At 62.3% G+C, this 24,811-nt stretch carries 23 protein-coding genes and 1 rRNA gene; 5 read left to right on the top strand and 19 right to left on the bottom strand.

The genetic code is table 11. From position 1 onward, the window contains the following. Positions 1-87 precede the first annotated feature (87 nt). Positions 88-203 (top strand): 5S ribosomal RNA (gene rrf / locus ABLA28_RS03950). A gap of 115 nt (positions 204-318) precedes the next feature. On the opposite strand, the gene ABLA28_RS03945 is transcribed toward rrf, so the two are convergent. From ABLA28_RS03945 to ABLA28_RS03930, 4 genes are all read right to left on the bottom strand, one after another. Next, positions 319-1,263 (bottom strand): alpha/beta hydrolase, encoded by a 945-nt coding sequence (locus tag ABLA28_RS03945; RefSeq protein WP_347712602.1) that lies wholly within the window; start codon positions 1,261-1,263, stop codon positions 319-321. A gap of 146 nt (positions 1,264-1,409) precedes the next feature. Continuing rightward, positions 1,410-2,660 (bottom strand): PHB depolymerase family esterase, encoded by a 1,251-nt coding sequence (locus tag ABLA28_RS03940; RefSeq protein ID WP_347712601.1) that lies wholly within the window; start codon positions 2,658-2,660, stop codon positions 1,410-1,412. Positions 2,661-2,693: 33 nt separating this feature from the next. Next, positions 2,694-2,882 (bottom strand): hypothetical protein, encoded by a 189-nt coding sequence (locus ABLA28_RS03935; RefSeq protein WP_347712600.1) that lies wholly within the window; start codon positions 2,880-2,882, stop codon positions 2,694-2,696. Further along, a complete protein-coding gene (locus ABLA28_RS03930; protein ID WP_347712599.1) occupies positions 2,855-3,016 on the bottom strand; it encodes a hypothetical protein in 162 nt (53 codons plus the stop codon). The genes ABLA28_RS03935 and ABLA28_RS03930 overlap by 28 nt, the downstream gene beginning before the upstream one ends. A gap of 290 nt (positions 3,017-3,306) precedes the next feature. On the opposite strand from ABLA28_RS03930, the gene ABLA28_RS03925 reads away from it, so the two are divergent. The 4 genes from ABLA28_RS03925 (at position 3,307) to ABLA28_RS03910 (ending at position 6,448) form a co-directional block, all read left to right on the top strand. Then, positions 3,307-3,696, top strand: a complete 390-nt coding sequence (locus tag ABLA28_RS03925) for a transcriptional repressor (protein ID WP_347712598.1) — start codon at positions 3,307-3,309, stop codon at positions 3,694-3,696. 88 nt (positions 3,697-3,784) lie between these two features. After that, on the top strand, positions 3,785-4,348 hold the full coding sequence (ahpC, locus tag ABLA28_RS03920; RefSeq protein ID WP_299302667.1) for an alkyl hydroperoxide reductase subunit C: 564 nt from the start codon (positions 3,785-3,787) through the stop codon (positions 4,346-4,348). Beyond that, positions 4,348-5,979 (top strand): FAD-dependent oxidoreductase, encoded by a 1,632-nt coding sequence (locus tag ABLA28_RS03915; protein ID WP_347712597.1) that lies wholly within the window; start codon positions 4,348-4,350, stop codon positions 5,977-5,979. Before ahpC ends, ABLA28_RS03915 begins: the two co-directional genes overlap by 1 nt. 37 nt (positions 5,980-6,016) lie before the next feature. Continuing rightward, positions 6,017-6,448 (top strand): DNA starvation/stationary phase protection protein, encoded by a 432-nt coding sequence (locus tag ABLA28_RS03910; protein ID WP_347712596.1) that lies wholly within the window; start codon positions 6,017-6,019, stop codon positions 6,446-6,448. A gap of 161 nt (positions 6,449-6,609) precedes the next feature. Here the strand turns inward: ABLA28_RS03910 and ABLA28_RS03905 are convergent, their stop codons facing one another. From ABLA28_RS03905 to ABLA28_RS03835, 15 genes are all read right to left on the bottom strand, one after another. Beyond that, entirely contained in the window at positions 6,610-9,249 is a 2,640-nt protein-coding gene (locus tag ABLA28_RS03905) for a flagellin (protein ID WP_299302662.1), read from the bottom strand. A gap of 195 nt (positions 9,250-9,444) precedes the next feature. Then, on the bottom strand, positions 9,445-9,747 hold the full coding sequence (gene csrA / locus ABLA28_RS03900) for a carbon storage regulator CsrA (RefSeq protein WP_299302659.1): 303 nt from the start codon (positions 9,745-9,747) through the stop codon (positions 9,445-9,447). Beyond that, positions 9,747-10,229 carry a flagellar assembly protein FliW gene (locus tag ABLA28_RS03895; RefSeq protein WP_347712595.1) on the bottom strand — a complete coding sequence of 161 codons (483 nt, stop codon included), beginning with the start codon at positions 10,227-10,229 and terminating at the stop codon, positions 9,747-9,749. The genes csrA and ABLA28_RS03895 overlap by 1 nt, the downstream gene beginning before the upstream one ends. Before the next feature lie 70 nt (positions 10,230-10,299). Further along, on the bottom strand, positions 10,300-14,232 hold the full coding sequence (gene flgL / locus ABLA28_RS03890; RefSeq protein WP_347712594.1) for a flagellar hook-associated protein FlgL: 3,933 nt from the start codon (positions 14,230-14,232) through the stop codon (positions 10,300-10,302). Between the two features lie 173 nt (positions 14,233-14,405). Continuing rightward, positions 14,406-17,465, bottom strand: coding sequence for a flagellar hook-associated protein FlgK (gene flgK, locus ABLA28_RS03885; protein ID WP_347712593.1), 3,060 nt, complete (start codon positions 17,463-17,465; stop codon positions 14,406-14,408). Positions 17,466-17,472: 7 nt separating this feature from the next. After that, positions 17,473-17,925 carry a flagellar export chaperone FlgN gene (flgN, locus tag ABLA28_RS03880; protein WP_347712592.1) on the bottom strand — a complete coding sequence of 151 codons (453 nt, stop codon included), beginning with the start codon at positions 17,923-17,925 and terminating at the stop codon, positions 17,473-17,475. A 15-nt stretch (positions 17,926-17,940) separates the two neighbouring features. Then, positions 17,941-18,225: a flagellar biosynthesis anti-sigma factor FlgM gene (locus ABLA28_RS03875; protein WP_347712591.1), complete on the bottom strand. Its 285-nt coding sequence runs from the start codon at positions 18,223-18,225 to the stop codon at positions 17,941-17,943. A gap of 525 nt (positions 18,226-18,750) precedes the next feature. Further along, complete coding sequence (locus ABLA28_RS03870) at positions 18,751-19,431, bottom strand: hypothetical protein (RefSeq protein WP_347712590.1); 681 nt, start codon at positions 19,429-19,431, stop codon at positions 18,751-18,753. A 33-nt stretch (positions 19,432-19,464) separates the two neighbouring features. Beyond that, a complete protein-coding gene (gene rnhA / locus ABLA28_RS03865) occupies positions 19,465-19,950 on the bottom strand; it encodes a ribonuclease HI (RefSeq protein WP_299300509.1) in 486 nt (161 codons plus the stop codon). 20 nt (positions 19,951-19,970) lie between these two features. Then, positions 19,971-20,390, bottom strand: coding sequence for a GNAT family N-acetyltransferase (locus ABLA28_RS03860; protein WP_299300512.1), 420 nt, complete (start codon positions 20,388-20,390; stop codon positions 19,971-19,973). A gap of 116 nt (positions 20,391-20,506) precedes the next feature. After that, positions 20,507-21,655, bottom strand: coding sequence for a DUF3084 domain-containing protein (locus tag ABLA28_RS03855; RefSeq protein WP_314718498.1), 1,149 nt, complete (start codon positions 21,653-21,655; stop codon positions 20,507-20,509). Positions 21,656-21,929: 274 nt separating this feature from the next. Next, positions 21,930-22,493, bottom strand: coding sequence for an aminoacyl-tRNA hydrolase (pth, locus tag ABLA28_RS03850; RefSeq protein ID WP_347712589.1), 564 nt, complete (start codon positions 22,491-22,493; stop codon positions 21,930-21,932). A gap of 30 nt (positions 22,494-22,523) precedes the next feature. Continuing rightward, positions 22,524-23,183: a 50S ribosomal protein L25 gene (locus ABLA28_RS03845; protein ID WP_299299117.1), complete on the bottom strand. Its 660-nt coding sequence runs from the start codon at positions 23,181-23,183 to the stop codon at positions 22,524-22,526. Positions 23,184-23,464: 281 nt separating this feature from the next. Beyond that, a complete protein-coding gene (locus tag ABLA28_RS03840; protein WP_299299122.1) occupies positions 23,465-24,436 on the bottom strand; it encodes a ribose-phosphate pyrophosphokinase in 972 nt (323 codons plus the stop codon). Positions 24,437-24,438: 2 nt separating this feature from the next. Continuing rightward, positions 24,439-24,811, bottom strand: a 373-nt coding sequence (locus ABLA28_RS03835; RefSeq protein ID WP_347712588.1) for a DapH/DapD/GlmU-related protein, incomplete at its 5' end; no start/stop codon positions are given.

Genomic DNA, 24,811 nt, shown 5'->3' with positions numbered 1-24,811 from the left:
CCGGTACTAAAGCTGCGAGACTTTACTCTCCGCTACAGGATTGTTTTCTATGAAATTGTGGAGTTATGCAGGGTATAAGAAATGTTTTCTGGTGGTTTTAGCGACAGGGCCCCACCCGGACCCATGCCGAACCCGGAAGTTAAGCCTGTGAGCGCTGATGGTACTGTATGGGGTACATACGGAAGAGTAGGTCACTGCCAGAAAACAGTTGAAAGACGAACGAGGAGCCCCGGTTCATCACCGGGGCTCCTCGCTCCTTATTTATCCATATTTATCCATCCTACGGCGCTGTCTTCCCGCCTCGGAGAAGATGCGGCCTCAGTCTTTCAGGAAGTCCAGAACCTTTTCGCGGAAGACCTTGTAATAAGGTTTCTCCATCATCATCGCGTGGGCTCCGCCCTCGATGATCTCCAGGCGCGAGCCCTTGTTCCGAAGGGTGTCAAAAGCTTCCTTGCAGAGCTCGGGCGAGACATAGTCGTCCTTGGACCCCGAGATGAGGAGCACGGGAGCCTTGATGTCTGCCGTGGGGATCAGGCGCTTGTCCGGGGCGACCAGAAGATCCCTGCGTCCGCCATTGGGACTGCTGTCTTTGTCGTAGCGCCAACAGTTCGAGAGAAACGTGTCGGCGACAGCCGCCTCGACGATGTCATAGTCGATGGTCTTGTCCTCCTTGACCTGGAAATCCCCGGCCGCATGATCCCAGCTGTTCTCGTGAAAGGGCGAGGTAACATCCATGGCCGCAAGTCCGGCCACGATGGGCGCGTAGAGCACCAGCTTCTTCACCATCTCGGGGTACTTCGCGGCAAAACGGCCGCTCGTGACGGTGCCCCAGCTCCAGCCGAGAACGTCCATGCTCTTTTTGCCGCTTCTTTCGATGATGAGCCTGGCGGCGGCGATATCCTCCGCGGCGTAGTCGGAGTTCGGCTTGAAGCCATCCTCCACCGGCTGGGAGCTCCCATAGCCTGCTATATCGAGCAGCCACACCGCATATCCGTTCTGAGCGAGGAAGCGGGCAAGGCTATAATCCCCATAGTTCACGTCGAACTCGTGCGAGGAGTATGTCAGGCCGTGCACCATGAGGAGCGGTTCTTTCTCCCCGCTGTCCTCGGCCTTGAGACATTCCAGATGCAGTTTGACCCCTTCGCGCTCGAGGGGCACGATCTCCCGCGTGATGCCCGATGCCGACGCCGGATGCGAGAGGGTGCATAGGACGATCGCGACGCTCAAAAACACGAAAAAGCCTAAGAATGCCTGTCGGTTCATTCAAGATTCCTCCTCTATGATTGTGGTAAAAACGAAGCGCGTTGATATGGGCAACGGCGAGAATACATTCCCCGGACGTCGCATCCCCTGTCGAAAGAGGCCTTGTCAAAAAATGCAGCGTCCGGCTTTTTTGTGGATTGCAGCCTCTATTTTCTCTGCTCGAACAGCCATTCCCGAATTGCGCCGATGTTGTAGGCCACGCCCCAGGTGCCGATATGGGCGCTGCCGGGGTTCCCCAATGCGGCTTTCTCGAGCGGCAGCGTGCCTCCCTTGAAGCTGGCGTAATGTATGTTTCCGCCCTGTGCCAGCAGTTCCCGGACGTAATCGTCGAGCTGCGGCATGGAGGCCGAGGCGTCCCAGCCGTGGCTTTGCTTCACGATGCCGCCGTTTTGGGCCAGGACCTCGACGATGGCGTTCTCTCCGGGGAAAGCCTTGGCGTCGTTCTCGGAGACGAGGATGAACAGGTTGTTCTTCGCCATCGGCACGGTCTTCTCCGCCGCCCATTGTCCGGCAACGATATAACTGGCGGCGAAAAAGTCGGGGTACTTGATGTTCATGGCGATGGACATCATTGCCCCGCCGCTTTGGCCTGTGGTATACAGGCGTTTTATGTCGATGGAGTACTGCCGTGTCAGTGATCGGATCAGGTTGAGGGTGGGGTCCAGATCCGCGGGGTCGTCGGAATTGTCGTTCACGATGGTATGGTCGTATTGCGGCGCCAGGACAAACGCCTCATGCCGGCTCTGGAAGGCGGGCTCCGCCCATACGGTCGCCCCGTTGCCCTGCAGCAGGGTGTTGCGGACGTTCTCGTTGGTCGCCCCCGCATCGTGGATGAACATCACCAGCGGATACAACTGGCCAGGGGCGTAGTTTTTGGGGACGAACAGGGTGTAGCGGACGACGATGCCGCTTTCGGGGTCCTTGAATTCATGTTGGGTGAAGTCGTCCACCACGAGGTTGTGAACCTCCCTGCTGTCGGCCGAGGCGGGGGCTATCGTCCCGCCGTCTTTGCTCCGAATCGGCTTTTTTTGCATCACCTGCAGCACGATTTTCCGCTCCACGGACGGTTCGCGCCCGACATGCGTCAGCACGGCGGCATCCGTATCGTGCGGGTCCAGCCGAACGATGATCGTATCGCCACTTTCAGCTTTGCAGCGCCCCGGATCGATGCAGTCCGTGCCGGTGCTGAGAAAGACGTCGATGACCGTGCGCCCCGCCACGGAAAAGACGTCGGGGCTCAGGGAGCGGTCATCAATCGGTTTGTCGTACCGCACGGCCGCGGCCGTCACCTTTTGCCCGTCGGCAAAGGGCTCGCTAACGGCGACGACCTCGGTTATCCCGGCCCAGGCCGGGACGGCCAGGGCCAACGTCAGAAACACGGACAGAAGTTTATCCATATACAGAACCTCGACTTTTTCCCTCATAATTGGCTACATCTGGAGGCGTGCGGCCTTCAGGGGGTTCTTGACCAGCATGGAGGTCGTGACGGCCCCCACGCCGCACAGGACGAAGCTGATCACGGAAACGACCGAAACGAACGGCTCCATGGCGTCGAAGGCGGCGTTCCTGGCCGTGATGCAGTCTGTGCCAATTATCCCGGGCGCGCCAGCCGCCGCCACGATGATGCCTCTCTCCGGCAGACCGCGGGCATGTCGATGGTGCGGGGGAGGTAGATCGTCACGGTGACGGGCTCCGCTTGCGGGGCCTCCTTCATGCCCGCGGAGACCTCCGCTCTCTTCATGAGTACAGCCATGTTCCTCGTCTCCCTCCTCCTGTTCCGACGATTTTGCGCGGCATTTATCGCCCTCTTGATTTCTACAATAACATAAAAGTACAAAACGGGGTATTCCCAAGTATCATTGTCTTTGTAGCTCGCAGGTGATGGCTTGTGGTCGGGCGAATCAAGCTTAACGCTGTTCTTGCAAACAAGTACCTGCCGGCTGCTCTTTTCTGCCTGCGGTTTTGGGAGGTAAAACGGCACTTGACAAATCGAGAAGTATCGAATATATTAGATTTAGAATAATTCTAAGTACGGAGAACGGTATGGCAAAGTACAGCAGCGGGATCCTGGAGATCGTGAGCAGGGCAGGAGGTCACATGACCGCCGAGCAGGTTTTTCTGGAGATGAAGAGGCAGTATCCCTCCGTCGTTATGGCGACGATCTACAACAACCTGAACTCCCTCTGTGCACAGGGTGCGATCCGCAGACTGAGTGTGGAGGGACAGCCGGATCGCTACGATCGCAGTCTGCGGCACGACCATCTGGTCTGTCGGGGATGCGGGAAGCTCAAGGACGTCTTTCTGGGGGACCTTACGGAATACCTGAGGACGGAGACGGGGCTCGATATCGATTCCTACGATCTCAAACTCTCCTACGTCTGTGACGAGTGCCGTGGAAAGGCACGCCCGGAGGGGCGTAAAGAACAGGGTTGACCGGGCGGGACATCCGCTGTTGGAGCTCCGCCCTGAAATGGAACAACGCGTCGGACGAACCGACGCATATCTTAAGGAGGAATTTCTGATGTCCATGATCAACAAAGAAGTTAGCGATTTCAAGGTTCAGGCGTACCATAACGGTGAGTTCAAGACCGTCACGAAGGCGGATATTCTCGGAAAGTGGAGCGTTTTTTTCTTTTATCCCGCGGACTTCACCTTCGTCTGCCCCACGGAGCTCGAGGACCTGCAGAACAAGTATGCCGACTTCAAGAAGGCGGGCTGCGAGATTTACTCGGTCTCCACGGACACCCATTTCGTCCATAAGGCATGGCACGACGAGTCCGATCGCATTGGGAAGATCACCTATCCGATGCTGGCGGACCCCACGCACGCGCTGAGCAGGGACTTCGAGGTGCTGATCGAGGACGCCGGCCTGGCGGAGCGCGGCAGCTTCATCGTGAATCCCGAGGGGAAGATTGTGGTGTACGAGGTCAACGCCGGCAACGTGGGCCGCAACGCCGAAGAGCTGTTCCGCCGCCTGCAGGCAAGCCAGTTCGTGGCCGAGCACGGGGATCAGGTCTGCCCGGCGAAGTGGCAGCCCGGCGCGGAGACCCTGAAGCCGAGCCTGGACCTGGTTGGCAAACTCTGATGGACGACCGGAACTTTTATGATGTTGTCGTAGTAGGGGGAGGGCCTGCCGGTTTGACGGCAGGCCTCTACCTCGCCCGCGCCTGCTACCGGGTGCTGGTTGTCGAGAAGGAGACCTTCGGCGGTCAGATCACGATCACCTCCGAGGTCGTGAACTATCCTGGGGTGGGACGGACGAACGGACGGGAACTGACCGAGGCCATGCGCGTCCAGGCCGAGGGCTTCGGCGCGGAGTTCCTGATGGCCGAGGTGACGGATCTGGAGCTGGATGGGGACGTCAAGAAGGTCCATACGGACCGGGGCGTCTACTCCTGCTTCGGGGTCCTGATTGCGACGGGTGCGCATCCGAGGATGATCGGGTTCCCCGGCGAGGCGGAGTTCCGCGGCCACGGCGTGGCCTACTGCGCCACGTGCGACGGGGAGTTCTTCACGGACAAGGAGGTCTTCGTCGTCGGCGGCGGTTTCGCCGCGGCGGAGGAGAGCGTCTTTCTTACCCGGTACGCCCGGCACGTGACGGTACTGATCCGCGGGGACGGCTTCAGCTGCGCCGAGGCGACGGCGCAGGTGGCCCTGAGCCATCCTAAGATCACGGTGCTGACGAACACGCAGGTGGAGGATGTCTCGGGCGATACCGCCCTCCGCAGGATTCGGTACCGGAACTCCAGGACAGGGGAGGAGACCGAGTTCTCTACGGGCGGGAACGACACCTTCGGCGTGTTCGTGTTCGCGGGCTATGCTCCGGACACCGATCTGGTCAAGGGGAAGGTGGAGCTCGACCCTCAGGGCTATGTCATCACCGACCGCAATCAGAAAACCAGCCGGGACGGCGTCTATGCTGCGGGCGACGTCTGCGTGAAGAACCTGCGTCAGGTCGTCACTGCCGTTGGCGACGGGGCGACGGCGGCGACGGAGCTGGAGAAGTACGCGGCCGCCATGCAGACCAAAACGGGCCTCCACCCCCAAAAACCGGTTCGCAGGGATGCCGCCCCGGAGCGGAACACAAAGGCCGAGGCGAAACAGTCCTCGGAAGGGGGGCTCTTCCCTCCGGAGATGCGCCAGCAGATGGATGTCATCTTCGAGCGCATGGAGCGGAAGCTGGTTCTGGAGCTCTGCCTCGACGACCGCCCCGTCTCGCGCGAGCTCAAAGGCTACATGGAGGAGCTGGCGGGAGTGACGGACAAGCTGACCGTGAGGACGGGCACGGGGCTCCCCGAAGCCGAGCTGCCCTGCGTCAGGGTCCTGAAGGAGGACGGCACGGAGACCGGCCTGGCCTTTCATGGCGTCCCGGGCGGGCACGAGTTCACCTCCTTCCTCCTGGGGCTTTACAACGCTGCGGGGCCAGGCCAGCCTCTGGATGACGAGACGAGGGCAAGGATCCAGGGGATCGGAAGGGCCATCCGCATGAAGATCCTGGTCTCCCTCTCCTGCACGATGTGCCCGGAGCTGGTCGCGGCCGCTCAGCAGATCGCGTCGCTGAACCCGCTGGTGACGGCGGAGGTGTACGACATCAACCATTTCGAGGCCATGAAGGACCGGTACAACGTGATGAGCGTCCCCTGTCTCGTGGTCAACGACGACGAAGTGATGTTCGGCAAGAAGAGCGTTCAGCAGCTATTGGACAAGATCGGTTAAAAAATTCGGCCATCGGCCAAAAACTAAGGAGTAAATTATGGAAGCCAAAATGAACGCGCTGCTCTCGGACCTCGTGTTTTTCTATCACAAGCTGCAGAATTACCATTGGTACATCAGCGGCCACACGTTCTTTCAGACCCACGCCAAGCTCGAGGAGTACTACGACGACATCAGGCCGCAGATCGACGAGGTTGCCGAGACCATGCTCATGAGCGGGTACCGTCCGGTGTCGACCATGGCAGCCTTCGCCAGGCACGCAAAGGTCAAGGACGCCACGGAGGGCTTTGTCGGCGACGTGAAGGCGGTTTATGCGTCCATCCTCGGCGACTTCAAGCATCTCCTGGAGAGCGTCAAGGCCATCAAAGCGGACGCGGACGCCTCCAACAACTACCTCGTCTCCGCAAAGATGGACGGCTACATCGAGAGCTACAGCAAGGCGATCTGGATGATCTCGCAGGCGTCAATGTAGGGCGCGGGCCGTCGGGTGAATTCGAGTGAAAGAGGGGCCAAAGGGCTCCTCTTTTTTTGCTTGCCGGGTTGTAAATCCAGGGGCTCATGACGCAACGAGGGGAGCCGAAGCCCCCCTCGCTGCGTTACCTGTTTTCAACTCAGAACTTATCCGGTCCCGAGCTACCCGCGGATGAGGCTCAGTACCGTCTGCGGAAGCTGGTTTGCCTGCGCCAGCATCGCCGTGCCCGACTGGGACAGGATTTGGAGCTTCGTGAAGTTCAGCATCTCCAGGCTCATATCCGCGTCGCGGATTCGGCTCTCCGCCGCCGTCAGGTTCGTGCCCGTCGTCGTCAGGTTCGTCACCGTGTGCTCCAGGGAGTTCTGGAACGCCCCGATCTTCGCCCGCTGCGTCGACACCTTCGCGATCGCGTTGTCCAGGATCGAGATGGCACGCGCCGCGGAGACACGGTCCGTCACGATCACCCGCGTCACCCCAAGGGCGTCCGCGGACATGTTCCCGATGTCGATCGCAACGTCCTCGCCCTCGTTCGCCCCAACCTGGAACACCGTGCTGTTGTCCACGAGGTGCAGGATCGTCTCGTAGGGCGTATCGATCTTCTTCAGCTCGAAGTTCCTCAGGTTCTCGTTCCACTCCACCCTGATGTTCGCCATCGGGTCGAACTCCACGTCCACGTTCGGGTGAATCACCCCGATCAGCTGGTTGCCCGACACCGTCACGTTGTTCACCACCGTCGCCCCGTTGTGCGCGTCGTAGATGGAGGCCGTAAACGAGTTCTCCTTCGCCTCCTGCACCACGTTCAGCGACAGCGCCTTGATCAGGTCCTCGTCGCCCGAGAACGACAGTCTGCCCGCGGCGCCCGCCACCATGGAGCGGATGATGAACGTGCCCGGAACCGTCTCCAGGCCGTACTCCTGCTTCGTCCCCTCCTCGACGAAGGTGACGAAGCTGTTCGCATGGCTCACCGCGAAGCGCGCCTGGCCCAGGCCGTTCGCGATCGCCCCGTTCAGCTTGCTCCGAAGCTCCGCGAGCGTGTCCGTGGCGTAGAGCGTGATGGAGGTGTTCTTGCCGTCGCCCTGGGCGATGTTGATGGTCTGCGGGTCCGTCAGGAGGAATCGCCCCTGGCTGTCCCAGAACTTGTCCAGGTCGCGCAGGTGCACGTCCTTCTTGGCCACCTGGCCGATGTACGCCGCCTCGAACGTCGCCAGCGTCTTGTCCGCCGTCATCTTGGTGGCGTTGGTCTTCAGGACGATGTCGCCCTCGTAGACCGTGCCGTTCTTGCTGTTCAGGTAGAAGTTCCGGAAGTGCAGCTCCTTCTCCGTCACTTTTTCGGCATCCAGGCCGAACTTCAGGGTCTTGTCCGTGACGTTGCCCCCCCACTTGAAGGGCCAGGTTTCCGTCTGCGTCCCGCTGACCTCCACCGTGATGTCCTTGGCCGCCGTGCCGGTCTTTTTGGTGACGTTGTGGACGAACTTGCTGCCGACGCTGAAAGCCCCCGTCATCCCCGCCTTGAGTTCGAGCTTGAACGCTCCGGTAGATCCCAGCCCCAGCTTTTCGCTGAGGTCAACCGCATCTCCCTCGGTCAGGACGATGTTGTCGTTTACTTTGGTGGTCACGGTGCCGTCCGGCCTCAGGATGTTGGCCGTCGCCTTCAACGTCACGCTCTTCGACTGTGCGTTGACCGAGACCACCTCGTAGAGGATGCTGGCGTTATTCTTTAGATTAGCATCCGTCACATCAGGGGTGAGAAGATCTGGTAGCGTAGCGGGTACTTCAGTAGAGTCTGTCGTCGGGAAGGCTGTCGCAAAACTGGCGCCAATATCTCCATCAGTAATCTTGATTGCCCCTACAGCCGAGGATAGAACAAGTTTGGTTCCGTCTTTAGAGGCAAGGCCCGCATGTGCCGTGTTGATCGCGGTCACGATCTCGTCCAAGGTGGGGTCTGTCCCGGCGGCAGTCAACGTAACCTCCTTACTAACGCCGTTGACGGAAACATTGATTTTTTTACCTTTCGTACCTGCGGGAACCGGTGTCACTTCCAGTTTATGAAACTTCCCGGAGAACCCATACTGCCCCGTGACGGCCACGCCGGAGTCGGCCGCGGCAGCGGCCGTCTTCACCGTGTAGCTCCCCGCCGGGAGGTTGTCCACCCGCAGCCCGGACACGCCCGCCTGATCGTTCAGGCTGACGCCCATCACCACGTTCTTGTGCTTGATCTTGAAGACGTCCGTCTTCATCGCCTCGGCCTGGCCGGGGTTCGCGTTGATCTGAATCTTGTAGTTCCCCTCGAACGCCGCCTTCTGGCCGAACCGGTCGATCTGGCGCAGAGAGCCGCGGATATACGCCTTCGTCGCCAGGTCGTTCGACGACCACAGGCCCGCGGAGCTCCCGTCCAACAGACGCTTCTTGTTGAACTGCGTCGCCGTCGAGGTCCGGTCGATCTCGCTCTTCAGCTGGTCGATCTCGAGCTGGATGTACTGCCGGTCCTGCTGCGTCAGCGTGTCGTTCGCCGCCTGAACCGACAGCTCCCGCATCCTCTGGAGGATGCTGTGCACCTCGGACAGCGCGCCCTCCGCCGTCTGGAGCATCGAGATGCCGTCCTGCGCGTTGCGCACCGCCATGTTCAGGCCGTTGATCTGCGAGCGCATCTTCTCGCTGATGGCCAGCCCCGCCGCGTCGTCCGCCGCCGAGTTGATCCTAAGGCCGGTGGACAACGTACGGATGGACTTCTGCAGCGCGTTGTTCGTCGCATTCAATGCATTGTAAGCGTAAAGCGCCGGTATGTTGTGGTAAATCCTCATGTTCTCTTAGCCTCCTGCGTCCGGGGCTTCCTGCCCCGCATCACAAAATCCGAACCTTGCAGACCATCCTGGTCTCCCTTGAGCGCTCGAAACAAACGGCAAAAACTTAACAAAAATTCAACGGAAATTCAAGTCGCGTCCTTCGCGGCCGCATCCCACCCTTCCATGAACATCTTGAAGTATTCCTGTTGAAATCTATTCCTCCCGCCTCGGTTTCCCGGGGTGAACGGTCCTGATCTTGGACAGCCGCGAGAAGGCCGATACGGGCAGCTGCGGCGTCGGGACCGTCTGGGGCGAATTTTTGTCCACTCTGGCCGCCTTGGCCGCCGCCCTGTTCTCCTCGACGATGACGTCCCACAGCTCCTTCCGCCATATCTGCGTTTTCTGCGGCGCGTTGATGCCTAGGCGCACCACATCGCCCCTCACGTCGATGACCGTGACCTCGACGTCCGTCCCGATCTGGATGGACTCGTTGATCTTTCTGCTGAGGACCAGCATCAGCTCGTCTCCCCCTGGAGGATCGCCGTCCGCTTCATCGTCTCCCGAACGTCCTCCGGAAAGACGACGTGACGGATGGGATACTCCTCGTTCAGTGCGATCACCTGAACGGCCCGGTGCGTCTTGAGGTTCAGCAGGATCGGGGCCCTCAGGTTGGCGGTCATGTTCCACGGCGCCGCCTCCGGGATGGACACCACGATGAGGAGCGCCAGGTCCGACGGGTCCATCGAACCCACCAGCTCCAGCTCGTCCTCAGGGATGCGGGCGTTGTAGTCCGGCATCACGGCGTCCGGCGTCGTCACCGGCAGGGCCAGCGCACCGTCCTCGATGTTCTGCAGCCATTTGACGGCGTTGTCCTCGTCCCCAACAAGAACCCAGCTCCGGCTGTTCTCAAACGCGGGAAGGCCGCGGGGGAAGGACAGGACGTCGTCCTGCGTGTACGTAATCTCTCCAAAGCGCTCGCTCACAAAAGTCTCCGGCATTTTTCTATCCCTATACCCTATCCTTTATGTTCCTCGTCCATCCTGTTCCTCGTTCGTCCCCGGCCGCACGCTACCTCAGAAAGTTCAGCAGCGTCGGCTGGATGATCTGGGAGATAACCGACAAACTGGCCTCCTGCATGAACTTGGCCATCATCAGCTCCGTCATCGCCTCCTCCGGCTTGATCGAGACCAGGTCCTGCAGGGACTCGGTCATCTGGGCGTCGTCGGCCACCAGCCGCGCCTTGTTGCTCTCGTAACGGTTCTGGAGCGCCCCGTTGGTGGAGAGCACCTTGAGAAGGTTGTCGATGAAGCGGTCGATGCGCGGGAGCATGACGTCGGAGATCGCGGTGCGGTTCTCGGACTTCACGGCGGCGATCACGTCGTCCAGCACGCCGAAGATGTCCTGTTTTCTCTGGTTCGCCCCGCTGCGGATCGTCACGTTCTGCGTGTGCATCGTGTTGTCGCCGTTCGGTCCCGGCCGGGCCGCGTCCTCCAGCTTGTAGCCGCCCCGATAGGAGGTTTTTGCCGAAACGCCCGCGCCAAAGAAGGTGTCGGTGATGTCCGAGTCGAACGAGCCGTCCGCCTTCAGCTGGGAGGCCTTCGCCGCAACCGCGTATCCCCGCGGCGACCACAGGACGAGGTGCCCGTCCTTGTTCAGCTCGGCCCGCACGTCATAATCCTGCATCCGGGCGTTGATCGTCGCAACCAGGTCCTGCACGTCCATCCTGCCGTTGCCGTTCGTGTCGCGCATCGCCGTCAGGTCGATGGTGTGTGTGTATCCCGCCACGGTGACGTCGAAGGTCCGTGCCGGGGTGTGACCCTCCTCCCACATCTCCGCCGGAAGCAGGTTCCCCGCCGCATCCAAAAAGCTTTTTTCGCCCTGAATGCCGGTGTTCAGCGCCAGCTTCTCCCGCGCCACGCTGCCCGTGACGTCCACCACGTTGACGGCGGAGCCGTCCCTGGCCGCGATGGAGAGGATGGGATAATCGCCCGCCTGACCGTTCTTGTCCCCCATCCGGGCGTCGAAGTAGTTCACGTAGAGCCAGTCTCCCGCCTGGGAACGCAGCCGGTCCATGACGCTCTTCACCGTGTCGTCCGCGGAGACGTCGATCTCGACCTTCCGTCCCAGGGACTCGAAGCGGATCGTGCCCGCCTTGCCGATTTTCTCGCCGTCCTTCAGGCCGGCGGCAGCCCCGCCTTTCTTGGCCCCCATGTTGCTGGTCACGCCCGTGTGGATGCCCATCTGGGCGGCGATGCCGCCGGAGTAGTCCGACCATGCGGGGTCGGAGACCGGCAGGTCGACGACGGAGAAGGACGCTCCGGTCACCGTGTAGAGGGATGCGGAGTTCGGGATCTCCTTGCCGTTTTCGTCGACGGGGATGGCCACCTTCATGAGCTCCTCGCCCGCCTGTTCGTTGACCTGCCTTGCGATCTCGCGCATCACCTTGACCCGATCGACGAGGCCCGTGGCGGGGTCGGTCACGTCCCTGCGCGAGAGGCGGATGTCGTACTCTTTTCCGCAGGTCATCTGCACCCGCAGCCGAACGCCCAAGTCGTCGTCCAGGCAGGGGGCCGTCGGGAACCTGATGTTCTCGACCCCCATATCCGGGTCCGTCCGCACCGCGGTGGAGAGCCCCAGCTCCTCGGCGTAGTGCTGGCCGTTCATGTCCAGGAACAGGACGGGCGCGCCGCCGGGGGCACGGATGACCAGGCGGTTCGTCGCCCTCTCCTCGTTGTGGCTGGTGCCGAGCCCCCTCTCGTGATCGTCCTCGCTGTAGACTCCGGGGGAACGGAAGACGTCCACCGTCACGTCGAGCCAGCCCGCGCCCGCGTTCTTCAGCCGGTCGGCCAGGTCGGCCAGGGTATACTCGCCGGGGTTCAGGGTTATGTCCGCGACGCGGGCCCCGCTCATCACCCGCCAGTGCAGGGGCTTGCCCGGCGGGACGACCAACTTTCGGCCCGGCGCGAACTCCACGCTCTTCATACCCGTCTCCATGCCGAGGTAGTCGAACACGTCCATGTGGCTGTGATCGACGGGGCGGGTCTGTTCCCTGGACCCGACGATACCCGTCTCCACCCCCGTCTCCGGGTCCGACGAGAAGGCGTAGTCGAAGAGCGTCATCCCCATCCCCTCGCCCTTGAGGGTGAACGAGGGGTAATGCGGCTTCTCCGCCGCGGCGGACACGGAAAGCGGGTCCTCCGGCAGCTTGCCGATGCGCTTGGCCACGACCACCAGCTGATCCTTGTCCGCCGAGGTCCGGGCATAGAGTCCCTCGATGGAGTTGAGCTTCTCCGCAATCTTCGTCAGGTCGTCGCCCTCGTTGGCGTAGACCTTGATCGGCTGTTTCCCGTCCAGCTGGACCGTCACCGAGCTGGTGGAGCTTTTCACCGGCCCGTCGTAGCCGAGGAGCTGACGGACGCCCCCGGCCGTTCCATGGTCCTTGACCGTGATCTGCCCCCGGGAGGACTGGAGCACCAGGCGTCCCGACACGACGGACGCAACCGGAAGGTCCCCCGCGTCCATCGGAACGGTCGCGTTGATCTCGTTCACCAAGTCGGTGATGGAGCGCTTGCCGGCAAAGGAGAAGTCGTAGGTCTGGCCGTTCAGCTCGAGAGATATCCCCTTGCCCAGCGTGTCGTCCCGCCAGCCCAGGGTGCTGGCCGTGCCCATCATCCCGTGATACTTCGTTTTCTCGCTGGCGCGGACGCTGCCGAAGAGCTGTTCGGCGGCCGTGCCGTCCACGCGGATGGCGTCCCCGTTCGACGAGGTCAGGACCAGCTTTCCGTTGTAGATACGTGCAGTGACGTTAGGGGGGAGGACCCCGGCCCCGTTGAGCTCGTTCACCAGGGCGTCGAGGTCGGCCGGGTCCGCAGCAAAGGTGTGATTTTTCGTCGTCCCGCCCGCGGCGACCGTCAGAATCTTGCCTGCAAGGCCCGGGAGTTTCACCTCCGTGCCTCCGTTCAGCATGGAGTGGTTCCAATCCGGAGTCTCAACGGTAACGCCCGGAGGCGTCCCCGTCGTCCCCGTCTTGGGGAAGGCGACGCCCGCGATGGACTGGGGCATGGGAAGGTAGTCCGTGTCGGGCCAGCCGGTGATGCCCACGGGCTCGCCCGTGTTGCTCTTCAGGACCATGCGCTGCATGTTGGTGTTGGGGTCCTTCTCCACCGACGCCGTCACCAGCATGTCCGCACCCTGCTCCTTCAGTGCGCGGTTCACCAGCATGGCCAGGTCGTCCAAGGAGATGCCCGAGACCTCGTCGGGATCCCGGAATTGGTTGTAGTCGGTGGGCTTGGTTCTGCCCGTCGCCACCTCGTCGATCCACTGCTCGGGGATGTACACGGACAGGGTGCGGTTCCCCACCGTGATCTGCACCTTCTCCTCGCGGCCCGTCCACTTCCAGTCCGCCGGAACCTCGTGGCTGCAGATGAAGTGGGACTTCTCGTTCTTGACCGCCACCTCGCTGCCCGCGAAGGAGACGTCGGCCAGCAGCCCCTCCTCGATCTCGTACCGGATGCGCTCGTCGGAGCCCTGATACTTGATGCGGCCGTCGGGGCCAATGACGAAGGGCTTCGTCCCCGTGTCCGTCCCGCCGAACAGGTATTTGCCCGCCACCTTGGCGTTCAGCGCGTTGAGGATCGTCTTCTTGTTCTCCTCGATCTGCCTCGCGATATCGGCCACCTGTTCCCGCGGCAAGGTTCCGTTGCCCGCTTGGATGACCAGGTCCCGGATCGCCCTCGCAGCCTCCAGGACCTGGTTCAGCGCATCCTCCGAGTGCTTGAGCATCGCCACGGCGCTGTCGTGGGTCTCCCTGTAGATCTTGTTGTCCTTCAGCGCGGCCTCCAGGTTCAGGGAACGCGCGATCACCGCCGGGTTGTCGGACAACCGGGCATACTTGCGCATCGTCGACAGCTGGCGCTGCAGGTCCAGGACCCGCCTGGAGTTCTCGTGAAGCGAGCTGATCAGGGTTCCGTACATCATCGAAGTGGTGACGCGACTGTTCATCTCCGGCTACCTCCGCACGGCGGGAAAAGACGAAAACCCCCGCCGTTCATCCTCAAATTTGGAGAAGGGGGCTCCGCCCCCCGACGTTTCTACCCCTGTTTTTTTCTCCGACGCCCAACGGGCGACGCAAGGCTGTAGGCTACGGCCACTGGGTCCAGGGACTTCGTCCCTGGTTAGCGGCCGACCAGGCCGAAGCCGTTGATGATCCGATCCAGCATCTCGTCCACGGTGGTCGCATACCGCGCCATGGCGCCGAACGCCTTGTTGAGCGCCATCATATCCAGCAGCTCTTCATCCATGTTGACGCCCATGACGGACTGACGCTGTTCGTCCAGCTGCGTCGCAACGTGCTGTTGGGCCTTAAGCATCAGCTCGGCGTGTCCCGCATCCGAGCCTATCTTCGCCAGAAACGCGTCGTAATACCCGCCCAGGGTCGTGCTGCCGTTCTCCAGCACCCTGGTGCTCTTCAGCCCCAGCATACGGGCGGCGTTATTGCCGTTTCCGGAGCCGCCGCTCTTTCCGAACATCGCCCTGCCCGAGGCGTCCAGTTTGCCCATCGCCGCCCCGATCAGGTCGTTGGCGGACCGAACCGCCTCGTTGACGTCCAGCCCCGAGGCGGCGTCCGATTTGAACCGCAGCGGCTTGAAGAACGCAACGCCGGTCGTCTCCTGATTCCCGCCGATGCCGTACCCGGAGTACTGATAGGCGTTGATATGCTTGACCAGCTCCCAGGCCAGGCCGTCCAGGGTTGCCTTGAGTCCGGGGATGAGGCCGTCGCGGGCCTCCTCCAGCCCCTTGATGGAGCCGCCCCTGACGTGGTGCCGGACGGTGATGGCCGTGCTCCCCACGTCCTTGAGCTTGAACCACATTCCCTCGCTGACCGTGGAGAGCGTCCGGGCCGAGTAGTCGCTGTCGTTCCCGAGGGCGGGGACCCGACGGGCCTTGTCAAACTTGTTGTCCGCCGAAAGGTAGCGCACGCCGTCGAAGGTGAACGATGCGTCCTCCGCCACAGTCGAAAAGGCCGAGACCTCGCGGTAGACGGGAGCGCCCGTCGCGGTCTTCCCCGTCTGCTCCAGCTTCAAGAGCCCCAGCCGGCGAAGCGTCTGGAGGTTCCCATCCGCCCCGCCCAGCAGCGTGATGCGCTGAGCCTCGCCAGGGACGTCGGAGGCGAAGGTCAGGTACCAGGACTGGTCGGAATCCTGTTTCAGCGATGCATGCACCCACTGCTCCGGGGCCGTCACTCCGAACTCCGCCTGATACTTCTCGTTGATCTTGTTGCGGATGACCTCGAGCGAATCCCCCTCCTCCACATCGATCGTGACCGTGGGGCTGGGGTTCTTCATGCCCATCCGGGCGGCCAGGTCCCCCTCGACGTCCGTGATGGAGACCAGCCAGTTCTCCTTGGATTCGACGGCAAGCTGCGTCGGCGTTCCCGCGGGGCCGGAGTGCACGGCAAAGGCGTTCTGCCCGCTCTGAGGCAGGGCGGCCTTGAGGAAACCCGCCAGGTCGCCCACGGTCAGCCTGTCGCCGGTCCCCTCCGCAGGGTACATGGCCGGCAGCGGCACATTGGAGGTTCCGCCGGCCGCCGTGGCAAAGACGTCGCTCGTCATCTTCCACTTCTTGGCCGTGTCGTCCCACTTTACGGTGACGTCGACCTGAGCGTCGTGCGCTCCGACACGGAAGGTGTAGGAGTCCCCCGTCTTGCCGGGGCCAAGGATATCGCCCGGATTGAGGTCCGGGTCGTTCGCGTTGCTGAAGATTTTGGAGGCCACCCGCGTGCCCTGCGTCCCGACCTGGATGCGGAACGACCCCTTGATCCCCAGCGCCTCCGTCGTCGTCATGGGGCGCTGGCGCATGGAGACATGTTCCTCCCTGAACTGGAGAAATGCCTGGGTCGCATCGTCGAAGGAGACCGGAGTCGTACCGCTCAGGGACTTCACCATCAGGGAGTTGCCCGAGACCGAGGCGTTCAGGTCGGCGGGCGGGATCCCCTCGCCGAACACCTTCGCCAGATAGTCGGCCAGCTCCGTGACGGTCAGGTTCCCCCCCGCGGAGGAGGCCGTGGTAGCGGATTTATCGTTCGTCATATCCCATTTTCCGGTCCCCGCGTTCCACGTCAGGGTTACCTTGACCTCGTAATCGCTCCCATCCGTCCTCTTTCCCTTGAAGACGAGGTTCTTCGGGCTTCCCGCGCCGCCGTCCGGCAGGACGACCCCGCCGGCGAAGGCGTTGGAGACGTAGGACACCTTGACCGTCCCGTCCGGGTTCAGGCAGAAGGGGTCCCCTCCGCCGATCTCCCACTCCCTGCCGTTGGCCAGGCGGTCGACGTTCAGCTGATGGACCCCCTCGGGCCCCGTCGCCAGCACATCGGCCACCTTGCAGTTCTCCACGATGTCAAACTCGTTCTCCGCAACCTGCACGTCGTAATAGACCTTGCCGTCCCACTGGAAGGCGTGGGCGCGAAGCTCGCGCACCCTATCGCCCTGGATGAGGGTGCGGCCATTCAGGGTCATGAAGAACTCCCCGTTCGTATCCCCGACCTTGAGGGGTTCCTGAAAGGTCACGTCCATCATACGGGATATCTTGTCCAGGAGCAGGTCTCGCTGGTCCAGGAGGTCGTTGGGGTTCTGGCCCAGGGCCTTGAGCTGGTAAATCTGCTTGTTCAGGGATGCGATCTCGCGCAGGACCCGGTTGGCCTCGTCGACCGAGGTCCTGACCTCGTCGTTGAGGGCCTTGGAGTAGGATTCGAACCCCTTGATCACCCCGCTCAGGGTCCCTCCCAGGGAGCTCGCCGCCTCGACCAGGGTTTGGCGTGCGGCGGTGCTCTCCGGGTTCTCCTGAAGCTTCTGCATGGCGTTGAAGAAGTTGTCCATGGAGACCCGAATGCCCGGCTTGACCGGTTCGGGGATGTAGTTCTGGATCGCCTCATAGAGCTTGTTGATCTTGTCCCAGTAGCCCAGGGTCGCCAGGCTGGACCGGTACTGAAAGTCCAGGAACTCGTCCCGGATGCGCACGATCTCGTCGACCTTGACGCCCATGCCAATCTGACCGGGGCCGCCGGGCCGGGACTCTCCGGGCATCGTGTAGGGCGTCACCGTCGAGAGGTTCACCCTCTGGCGCGAGTATCCCTCCGTCTTCATGTTCGAGACGTTGTGCCCCACGGTCTGGAGCCCAAGCCTGAATGCGTTGAGCGCACGCTTGCCCATCTCGAGCCCGTAAAAGCTGTTCAGCATCTCCCGTCTACCCCCTGAAATCCGTGCCGCTCAACCGCAAAGTCCCGCCCTCGAGGCGCCGCCACTCCGACAGCAGCATCGAGCTGTACCGCTCGTTCTGGTCGATCAGCCCGCTCAATATGACCATCTCCGACTTGAGTTCGAACAAAGACTGGGTGAGGCGGTCCACGACCCCGTTGAAGAGCGCCCGTTCGTCCTCCTCGAAGGCGTCGCTGAGGGAGGCGGCCTGAGGTTCGCAGCCCAGCTCGGCAGCCAGCTCCTTCGCCAGCTCCTCCCTGAGGGACTCCTGCGCCTGCACGTCAAAGAAGATCTCCCGCTGCTCCCGCATCAGGTCCTGAAGGACCTCGACCCCATCGCCCCTGAGGGCCTCGCGCTGTTCCTGCACGACATCGATGAGGTCGTCTATGGCATCCGCCTCGTCCTGAATCGCATCGATGAGGGCTTCGACCCGGTCACGCACGTCCGTCTACCGTAATTATTGGCGGTCCAGAAACCCGGACAGGACCAGGCTCCGGGCCACATGCTCGAGCTGAGGGACGTACTCGCCCGCCGCCACCTGGGCCTGAAGACGGTCGACGACATCCTGACGCACGTCGGGGACGTTCTTCAGCTCGGCCCCGATCCGGGCCAGCTCCACCGCGAAGGGGCTGAAGTCCGCCCGGTCGCTTCCCCCGGAAGGACCGTCCGCGTAACGCCCCTTCTTCGACCTGCTCCTGCCCGAAGCCTCCGGTCCATAATGACTGGATACCTTTCCGATCATAAAACACACTCCCCTTAAGCAGGCGGCCAGCCCTTTTCGGACCCTTGGGGCCGAAAATGCTGTGCCGTTCGCTTATACAGACCGACAACACAGTTGTTGTCGGTCTGTAAAGCAGGCAACCGCTCCTCTGCAATCATAAGCCGCAGCCGCTGTGTCGGTCTGTAAAGCAGGCAACCGCTCCTCTGCAATCATAAGCCGCAGCCGCTGTGTCGGTCTGTAAAGCAGGCGACCGCTCCTCTGCAATCATAAGCCGCAGCCGCTGCGTCGGTCTGTAAAGCAGGCGACCGCCCTTCTGCAATCACAGGCCGCAGACGCTGTGCCGGTCTGTAAAGCAGGTGACCGCTGCAATCATAAGCCGCAGACGCTGTGCCGGTCTGTAAAGCAGGCGACCGCCCTTCTGCGATCATAAGCCGCAGACGCTGTATCGTTCGCTTACGTCGAAGCGAAGCCCAACGGCTTCGTCTTCGACGCCGTTTCTATTCTAAGTCTTAATATCGGAGCATCCGCACCCGTGCTTTAGGGGGATCATCCCGGAACATGCGCCAGGACGAAGGCGGCCTCCACCCTCGCCCCCGCCGCGGTACAGGCTGAAGCGAGCCGCGACAGCGTGGTCCCCGTCGTGCAGACGTCGTCCACAAGCCCGACTCTCAATCCGCGTACGTCGGGAGCGACGACGAAGTCCTCCGTACGCAGTTCCCTCCGGTCCGCCCGGCTCAGCCGCGTGCGTGCGGGGACGTCGCACGACCACCGCGCGAGGCTGCGGACCGGAATCCCCCATGTGCGGCCCAGCCCCAGAGCAATCGCCTCGGCCTGGTTGTAGCCCCTCGGGCTTTTTAGATGAAGCGGGACAGGAATCAGGACCTCCAGGGAGGGGCGAGGACGAAGCCCCGCGAGTCCGCGGCCCAGGATCGGCCCCAGGGCACGGGCTTGTCCGTACTTCAGGCGGTGGATGATCTCCCTGACCTTCCCCTCGTAGATGGCACCCGGGAGGATCGGGGCGCTCCGGGGATGGTCGATGCAGGGGGCGGGGCCCCCGCACGAAAGGCAGCGGGGGATCTGACGGGTCAAAAGGGAGCTCAGACATTCCCCGCACAGCACCTGCCCCAGCCGCCCGCAGACGGGACACGCCACGGGCCAGAGCGTGTGGAGCAGAAGGTCGAGACAGTCCCGGACCCAGCGCAAAGGAGACGGAGTTCCATCAATCATGAAATACGGTCATGGAGTAAAACGGTCGCGAGCTCAAGCCGGGGCGGCAGGCGACATTCCCGAGAGAAATTCCTCCTTCGCCCGCTGTACCAGGGCGTCGCAGCGGTTGTTGCGCTCGTCGCCGGCGTGTCCCTTCACCCAGTGCCAATAGATGGAATGGGTCCTGGAAAGCTCCCAGAGTTCCTCCCAGAGGTCCCGGTTCAGCACCGCCTGTTTTCCCGACGTGCGCCAGCCGTTTTTGCGCCACCGCTCCAGCCAGCCCTTCTCGAAGGCGTTGCGCAGGTACGTGGAGTCCGTGTACAGCTCCACCCGGCAGGGGTACTTCAGAGCCCTGAGCGCCTGGATCGCGGCCGTGAGCTCCATTCGGTTGTTCGTTGTGTCCGGCTCGGCCCCATAGAGCTCGCGTTCCGCCCCGCCGTGTCCGGGCGAGACGAGGACGGCAGCCCACCCGCCCAATCCGGGGTTCGGCGACGCACCGCCGTCGGTATAGACGATCACGCAGGTCTTCGGCTCGTTCAAGAGGGCATCGTCCCTTCGGCTCAGGAATACTCTATCGGGCGGCGCAGCAGCAGCATGGCCCCCTTGCGGGGCTCGAATCCGCGGGATTCCATGAAGGACTCCCACTCGCTGGTGTAGGTCAGGATCATGGGGATGCCGCGTATGGCGGGGTGGTTCAGCGCGTAGTCGACCAGGGAGCTTCCCAGCCCCTGCCCCTGATGTGCGGGGTGCACGATGACATCCCAGAGGGAAGCCCTGTAGACGAAATCCGTGATCATGCGGCAGAAGCCAACCAATTTATCCTGATGACGGGCGGAAAAGCAGATGCTGGTCCCGTCGAGCATCGCCTGGATTCCCTCGACGGACCGGCTGCGCCCCCACCCCGTGTACCGGTACAGGTCCTGAAGCTCCGGGGCCGTGACCGCGTATTTGCTGTCGTAAAAAACGTATTCGTCCCTCATCTTCTCCCCCTCGCCGCCGGATGGACAGAAAAAATTCTCAGTCCCAAGACGGCGCCGTGTTTCCGCGGCCGCCCCGCCCGGTGCAGCCGGGGCGCACACCGGCCACGGACAACGGCCTACTCCTCCAACACGAATTTGATGTCGACCGGTCCCTCCGTATAGATATCATGGGAGGCCAAAGCGCTGACGATCACCGGCGCATGGACGTCCTTCAGGCTCTCCACGACATCGAAAAAGGTGACCCCCTCCACGGTCCCCACGCTGTTCGTGGCAGGGTCGGGGAGGACCCCATCGCGGATGGCCTTGAGCTTGAGCTCGCGCAAAAACAGATGCAGCGCCTCCTCGGCGTCGAAATCGGCGCGCTGGGCGTGGACCAGCTTACGGTAGACCGGCTCTTCGGCGGTATAAATCCGATAGCTCGTCCCCGTCTCGAGCCGGACCTTGACCGGCTCTCCCAGGGCGACGTTCTCCGCGGACAGGGCCCTGACGTAGGAGCGTTCGGAAGAATTCGTCAGGCGCTCGATCAGCTCGGCCTCCTCGGCAGGATCAAAAGCGATCGTCAGGTCCCGCATCCCCTGGCTCAGCTTTTCCGAGAGCCCGGAGAGGACGGAGAGCCGAACGTTCTTTGCGAGGGCCTGAAGGTCCTCGCTCACCTGGGCGGCAGAGCTGTTGGGGAGTACGACCTGCTGCGCCAGAAGGACATTGGCGTGAAGCGCAATGGCCTCGCTGCGCATGGAGCTCAGGGCGCGCTTGAGCTCCTCGGACTCCTCTCTCATGGACGTAACCTCAGCCCCAAGCTCGCTCTTCTCGTTCTCCAGGACCAGCTTGTCGTTGCGAAGGGATTCGAGATCGAAGCGGGCAAGGTCCAGGCTGACCGTGGTTGTCTGCAGCAGGCCCTGCTGATTCTCCAGGCTGCTGCGGGCAAGAGAAAGGTCCTCCAGGGCCTGGTCTGTATTGTTCTGACTGCTCTGCAGCTGCACGCGCAAATCCATCAGCTGCTGCTGGATGTACTGCATGCTGAACAGGGCGGTACGGACATCCTGAGAGAACAGGGAGAGGACCGTCAGGATGACGATGGAGATGATCGCCCCCGTAACGGCCGTGATCAGACGGCTGGTGTATCTGGGGCGCAGGCCGAAGACGGAGATGCGCTGTTTCCCGTATTTGAAGCCCAGGACATCGCCCAACAGGGCCAAGGCGGCGCTGCCGAAGATCAGCCCCACGATCAGGGGCCAGTTGGTACCGGACCACACCTGCGTCTGCAAAAAAATCCCCTCCTCTCGGGATACTGATGGAAACTAACCGTTCCCCTTTATTATATCGGCGTTCTCCCGCTCCGGTCTCTCAGGTTTCGCCTATTTCGCCCTGCTTTCCCCGGCGGCCCGCGCAGACGACCAAAATTTGTTCGTTTATCCGACCCCTGCGCCGCGCGGATTCCAAGAAGGTCATCCCGTTGGAGTGCAGCGATTCCTGCGGCCGGTGCCGAGTATATAAGAACGGAGGGGACGGCACCGTCCCCTCCGTTCTTCATCCCATATCCTACTCCCGGGACTCGCCCCTGGGGGCGTTCACCCGGCTCATCGCACGCTGTATGTCCAGGTGAAGCCAGGCGTCCACCGCCTTCTCGACGTCGTCGAGGACGGCGGGCAGGGCCTCCGTCTCCGCTTTCGTCAGGTGCCCCAGCACCCGGCCGACCCTGCTTCCGGGGGCGTCTCCCAAACCGATGCGCAGGCGCGGAACCTCCAGGGTCCCCAGCACGGAGATGACCGAGGCCAACCCGTTGTGCCCTCCCGCACTGCCCGACGAGCGCAGGCGAAGCTGCCCGTAGGGCAGCGCCAGATCGTCATAGATCACCAGCACGTCGGCAGGCGTCAGCTTGTAGAAGTCGAAGGCCTCCCGTACCGCCGCTCCGCTCAGGTTCATGAAAGTCAGGGGCTTTAACAGGATGCAGTCCTGCATACGCCAAAACTCGCCCCGGAATTTCAGCTGGGGCCTCCCCAGGCCGCTGCGCAGCACCAGGTGGTCCACGGCAAGCCAGCCCATGTTATGCCGGGTGAAGGCGTACTCCTGCCCCGGGTTCCCCAGGCCTGCGATCAGCTTCACACCGACACCTCCCCCGCGAATGCCGGCGGTCTAGTTGTCCTGCTCCTCCTCGGACTTGGCCGCCTTGCCCTTGGCCACGACCTCCACCTCGGCGGGCTCCTCCTCGACGGTGGACTCCTCCACGCCTCTCGGAACCACGATGATGGCCACGACCTCGTCCGGTTCCGCCAACAGCGTCACGTTCTCCCCCAACGAGAGGTCCCGCACGTGCAGGGAGTCCCCAAGCTTCAGCTCCGAGATATCCACGACGATGCTCTCGGGAATGCTCATCGGCAGCGTCTCGACCTCGAGCTCGTGCACGCTCTCCAGAACACCGCCATCCTTGAGGCCCGGAGAGACCTCGCGCCCCTGAACCTTCACGGGAACCTTGACCGAGATCTTGCGCCCCTTAATCAGGCGAAGGAAATCGATGTGGACGGGTTTATCCGTCAGGGGGTCGCGCTGCGCCTCGCGGACGATGCACATCTCCTCCGCGCCGGAGGGAAGCTTCACCGTCAGGCGCATGGCCTCCCAGCGCCCGCTCGCAAGCAGACGCTCCAGGCTCTTCGAGGCGATCTTTCCCAAAACGGGCTCCTCAACCTCGGGGCCGTAGAAGACGCAGGGCGTCCAACCGGCCTTGCGCAGCCTCCTGTTCTCCCCCTTGCTGCTCTTCTCTCTGGGCTCCATCACTAACGTTACTCGCTCAGACATTCTCGACAACTCCTTTTGACGCTTTATATTACCGCCTCCGCAGGCATTTCGCCCGCGGTGGGACAGCGCTGACGTAAATTTTAATTTTAATATGGGGCTTCGCCCCATGCCCCCATCCCGAGACTGATCGGCCCGCAAGCGAAGCGAGCGGCTGCCGAAAGGCTTCCTTCCAGGGATAGCGGCGGCCCCGGCAAGTTTCTTCCCAAAAACAGGCAAGCTGGGGTACCACCGGGGGGCTTCATCAATTAAATCAGCGTTTTCCTTTATTTGCCGCCGTGTCCTTATTTATCGAACAGGCTGCTCACCGACCGGTCGCTGTGGACCCTCAGGATGGCCTCCGCAAACAAGGGGGCGATGGAAAGCTGCTGCACTTTTTCCGAACGCTTGGATTCCGGGATGGGGATCGTATCCGAAAAGACCAGCTTCTCGATCTCGGACTTCGCGATGCGCTCCATTGCGGGCCCGGAGAGCACCGAGTGCGTCGCACAGGCGTACACCGTCCGGCATCCGCGTTCCTTCAGCCCTGCGGCCGCATTGCAGATCGTCCCCGCCGTGTCGATGATGTCGTCGACCAGGACCGCCGTCTTTCCCCGCACCTCGCCGATGATGTCCATGACCTCGCAGTAGTTCGCGACCTCGTAGGAACGCCTTTTATCGACGATGGCCAGGTCCGTCTTGAGCATGACGGCAAAACGCCGTGCCCGCACCACGCCGCCGACATCGGGCGAGACCACGACGACCTCCCCGCGCTGAAGCTCGGGCTCCAGCATCTCCTTGAAGTGAGAGGCAAGGAGGGGCATTCCCGTCAGATGGTCCACGGGGATATCGAAGAATCCCTGAATCTGTCCCGCATGGAGGTCCGCCGTAATCACGCGGTCCGCGCCGCTGTGGGTCAGAAGGTTGGCGACGAGCTTCGCGGTGATCGGCTCGCGAGGTTTGCTCTTGCGGTCCTGCCTCGCATAGCCGAAGTAGGGAGTCACCACGTTGATGCGGCTGGCGGAGGCCCTCTTGAAGGCGTCGATCATGATCAAAAGTTCAAACAGGTTGTCGTTTGTCGGAGAGGATGTCGGCTGAACGACAAAGACATCGGCCCCCCGGACGCTCTCGTCGATGGAGAGCCCGATCTCCCCATCCGAAAAACGATAATGGCGGGCCGCCGAAAGCCGCACCCCCAACTCGCTGCAGATGCGCTTGGCGAAATCCGGATGCGCCGTCCCTGAAAAAATCTTGAGGTCCTTCACTCCCGACACGATTATCAGCCTCCCCGTCGTCCCAGTTGGTTCCTGCGAAGCGCCCATCCCTCGATATTGCGCTGCCTGGCCCGCCCCACCCCCAAGGCGCCGTCCGGAATGGGGTCCGTGATGACCGATCCTGCGGCGGTCGAGGCGTCGTCCCCCATCTCCGTCGGGGCAACGAACATCGTATCCGACCCGACGAAGCAGCGATCGCCGATCGTCGTGGGGTGCTTGTTGCGGCCGTCGTAATTGCACGTGATGGTCCCGGCCCCGATATTGACGTGCTTCCCCAAACGCGCGTCGCCCAAGTAGGTGAGATGCGGCACCTTGCTGTTCCGGCCTACCGTCGTCCTCTTCAGCTCCACGAACTTTCCGGCGAAGGAGCACTCCTCG

It is taken from the genome of uncultured Fretibacterium sp., assembly GCF_963544685.1.
Lineage (GTDB): Bacteria > Synergistota > Synergistia > Synergistales > Aminobacteriaceae > CAJPSE01.
Note: the sequence above shows the minus strand (reverse complement) of the source record. Positions and strands in the feature narration are given on the sequence as shown.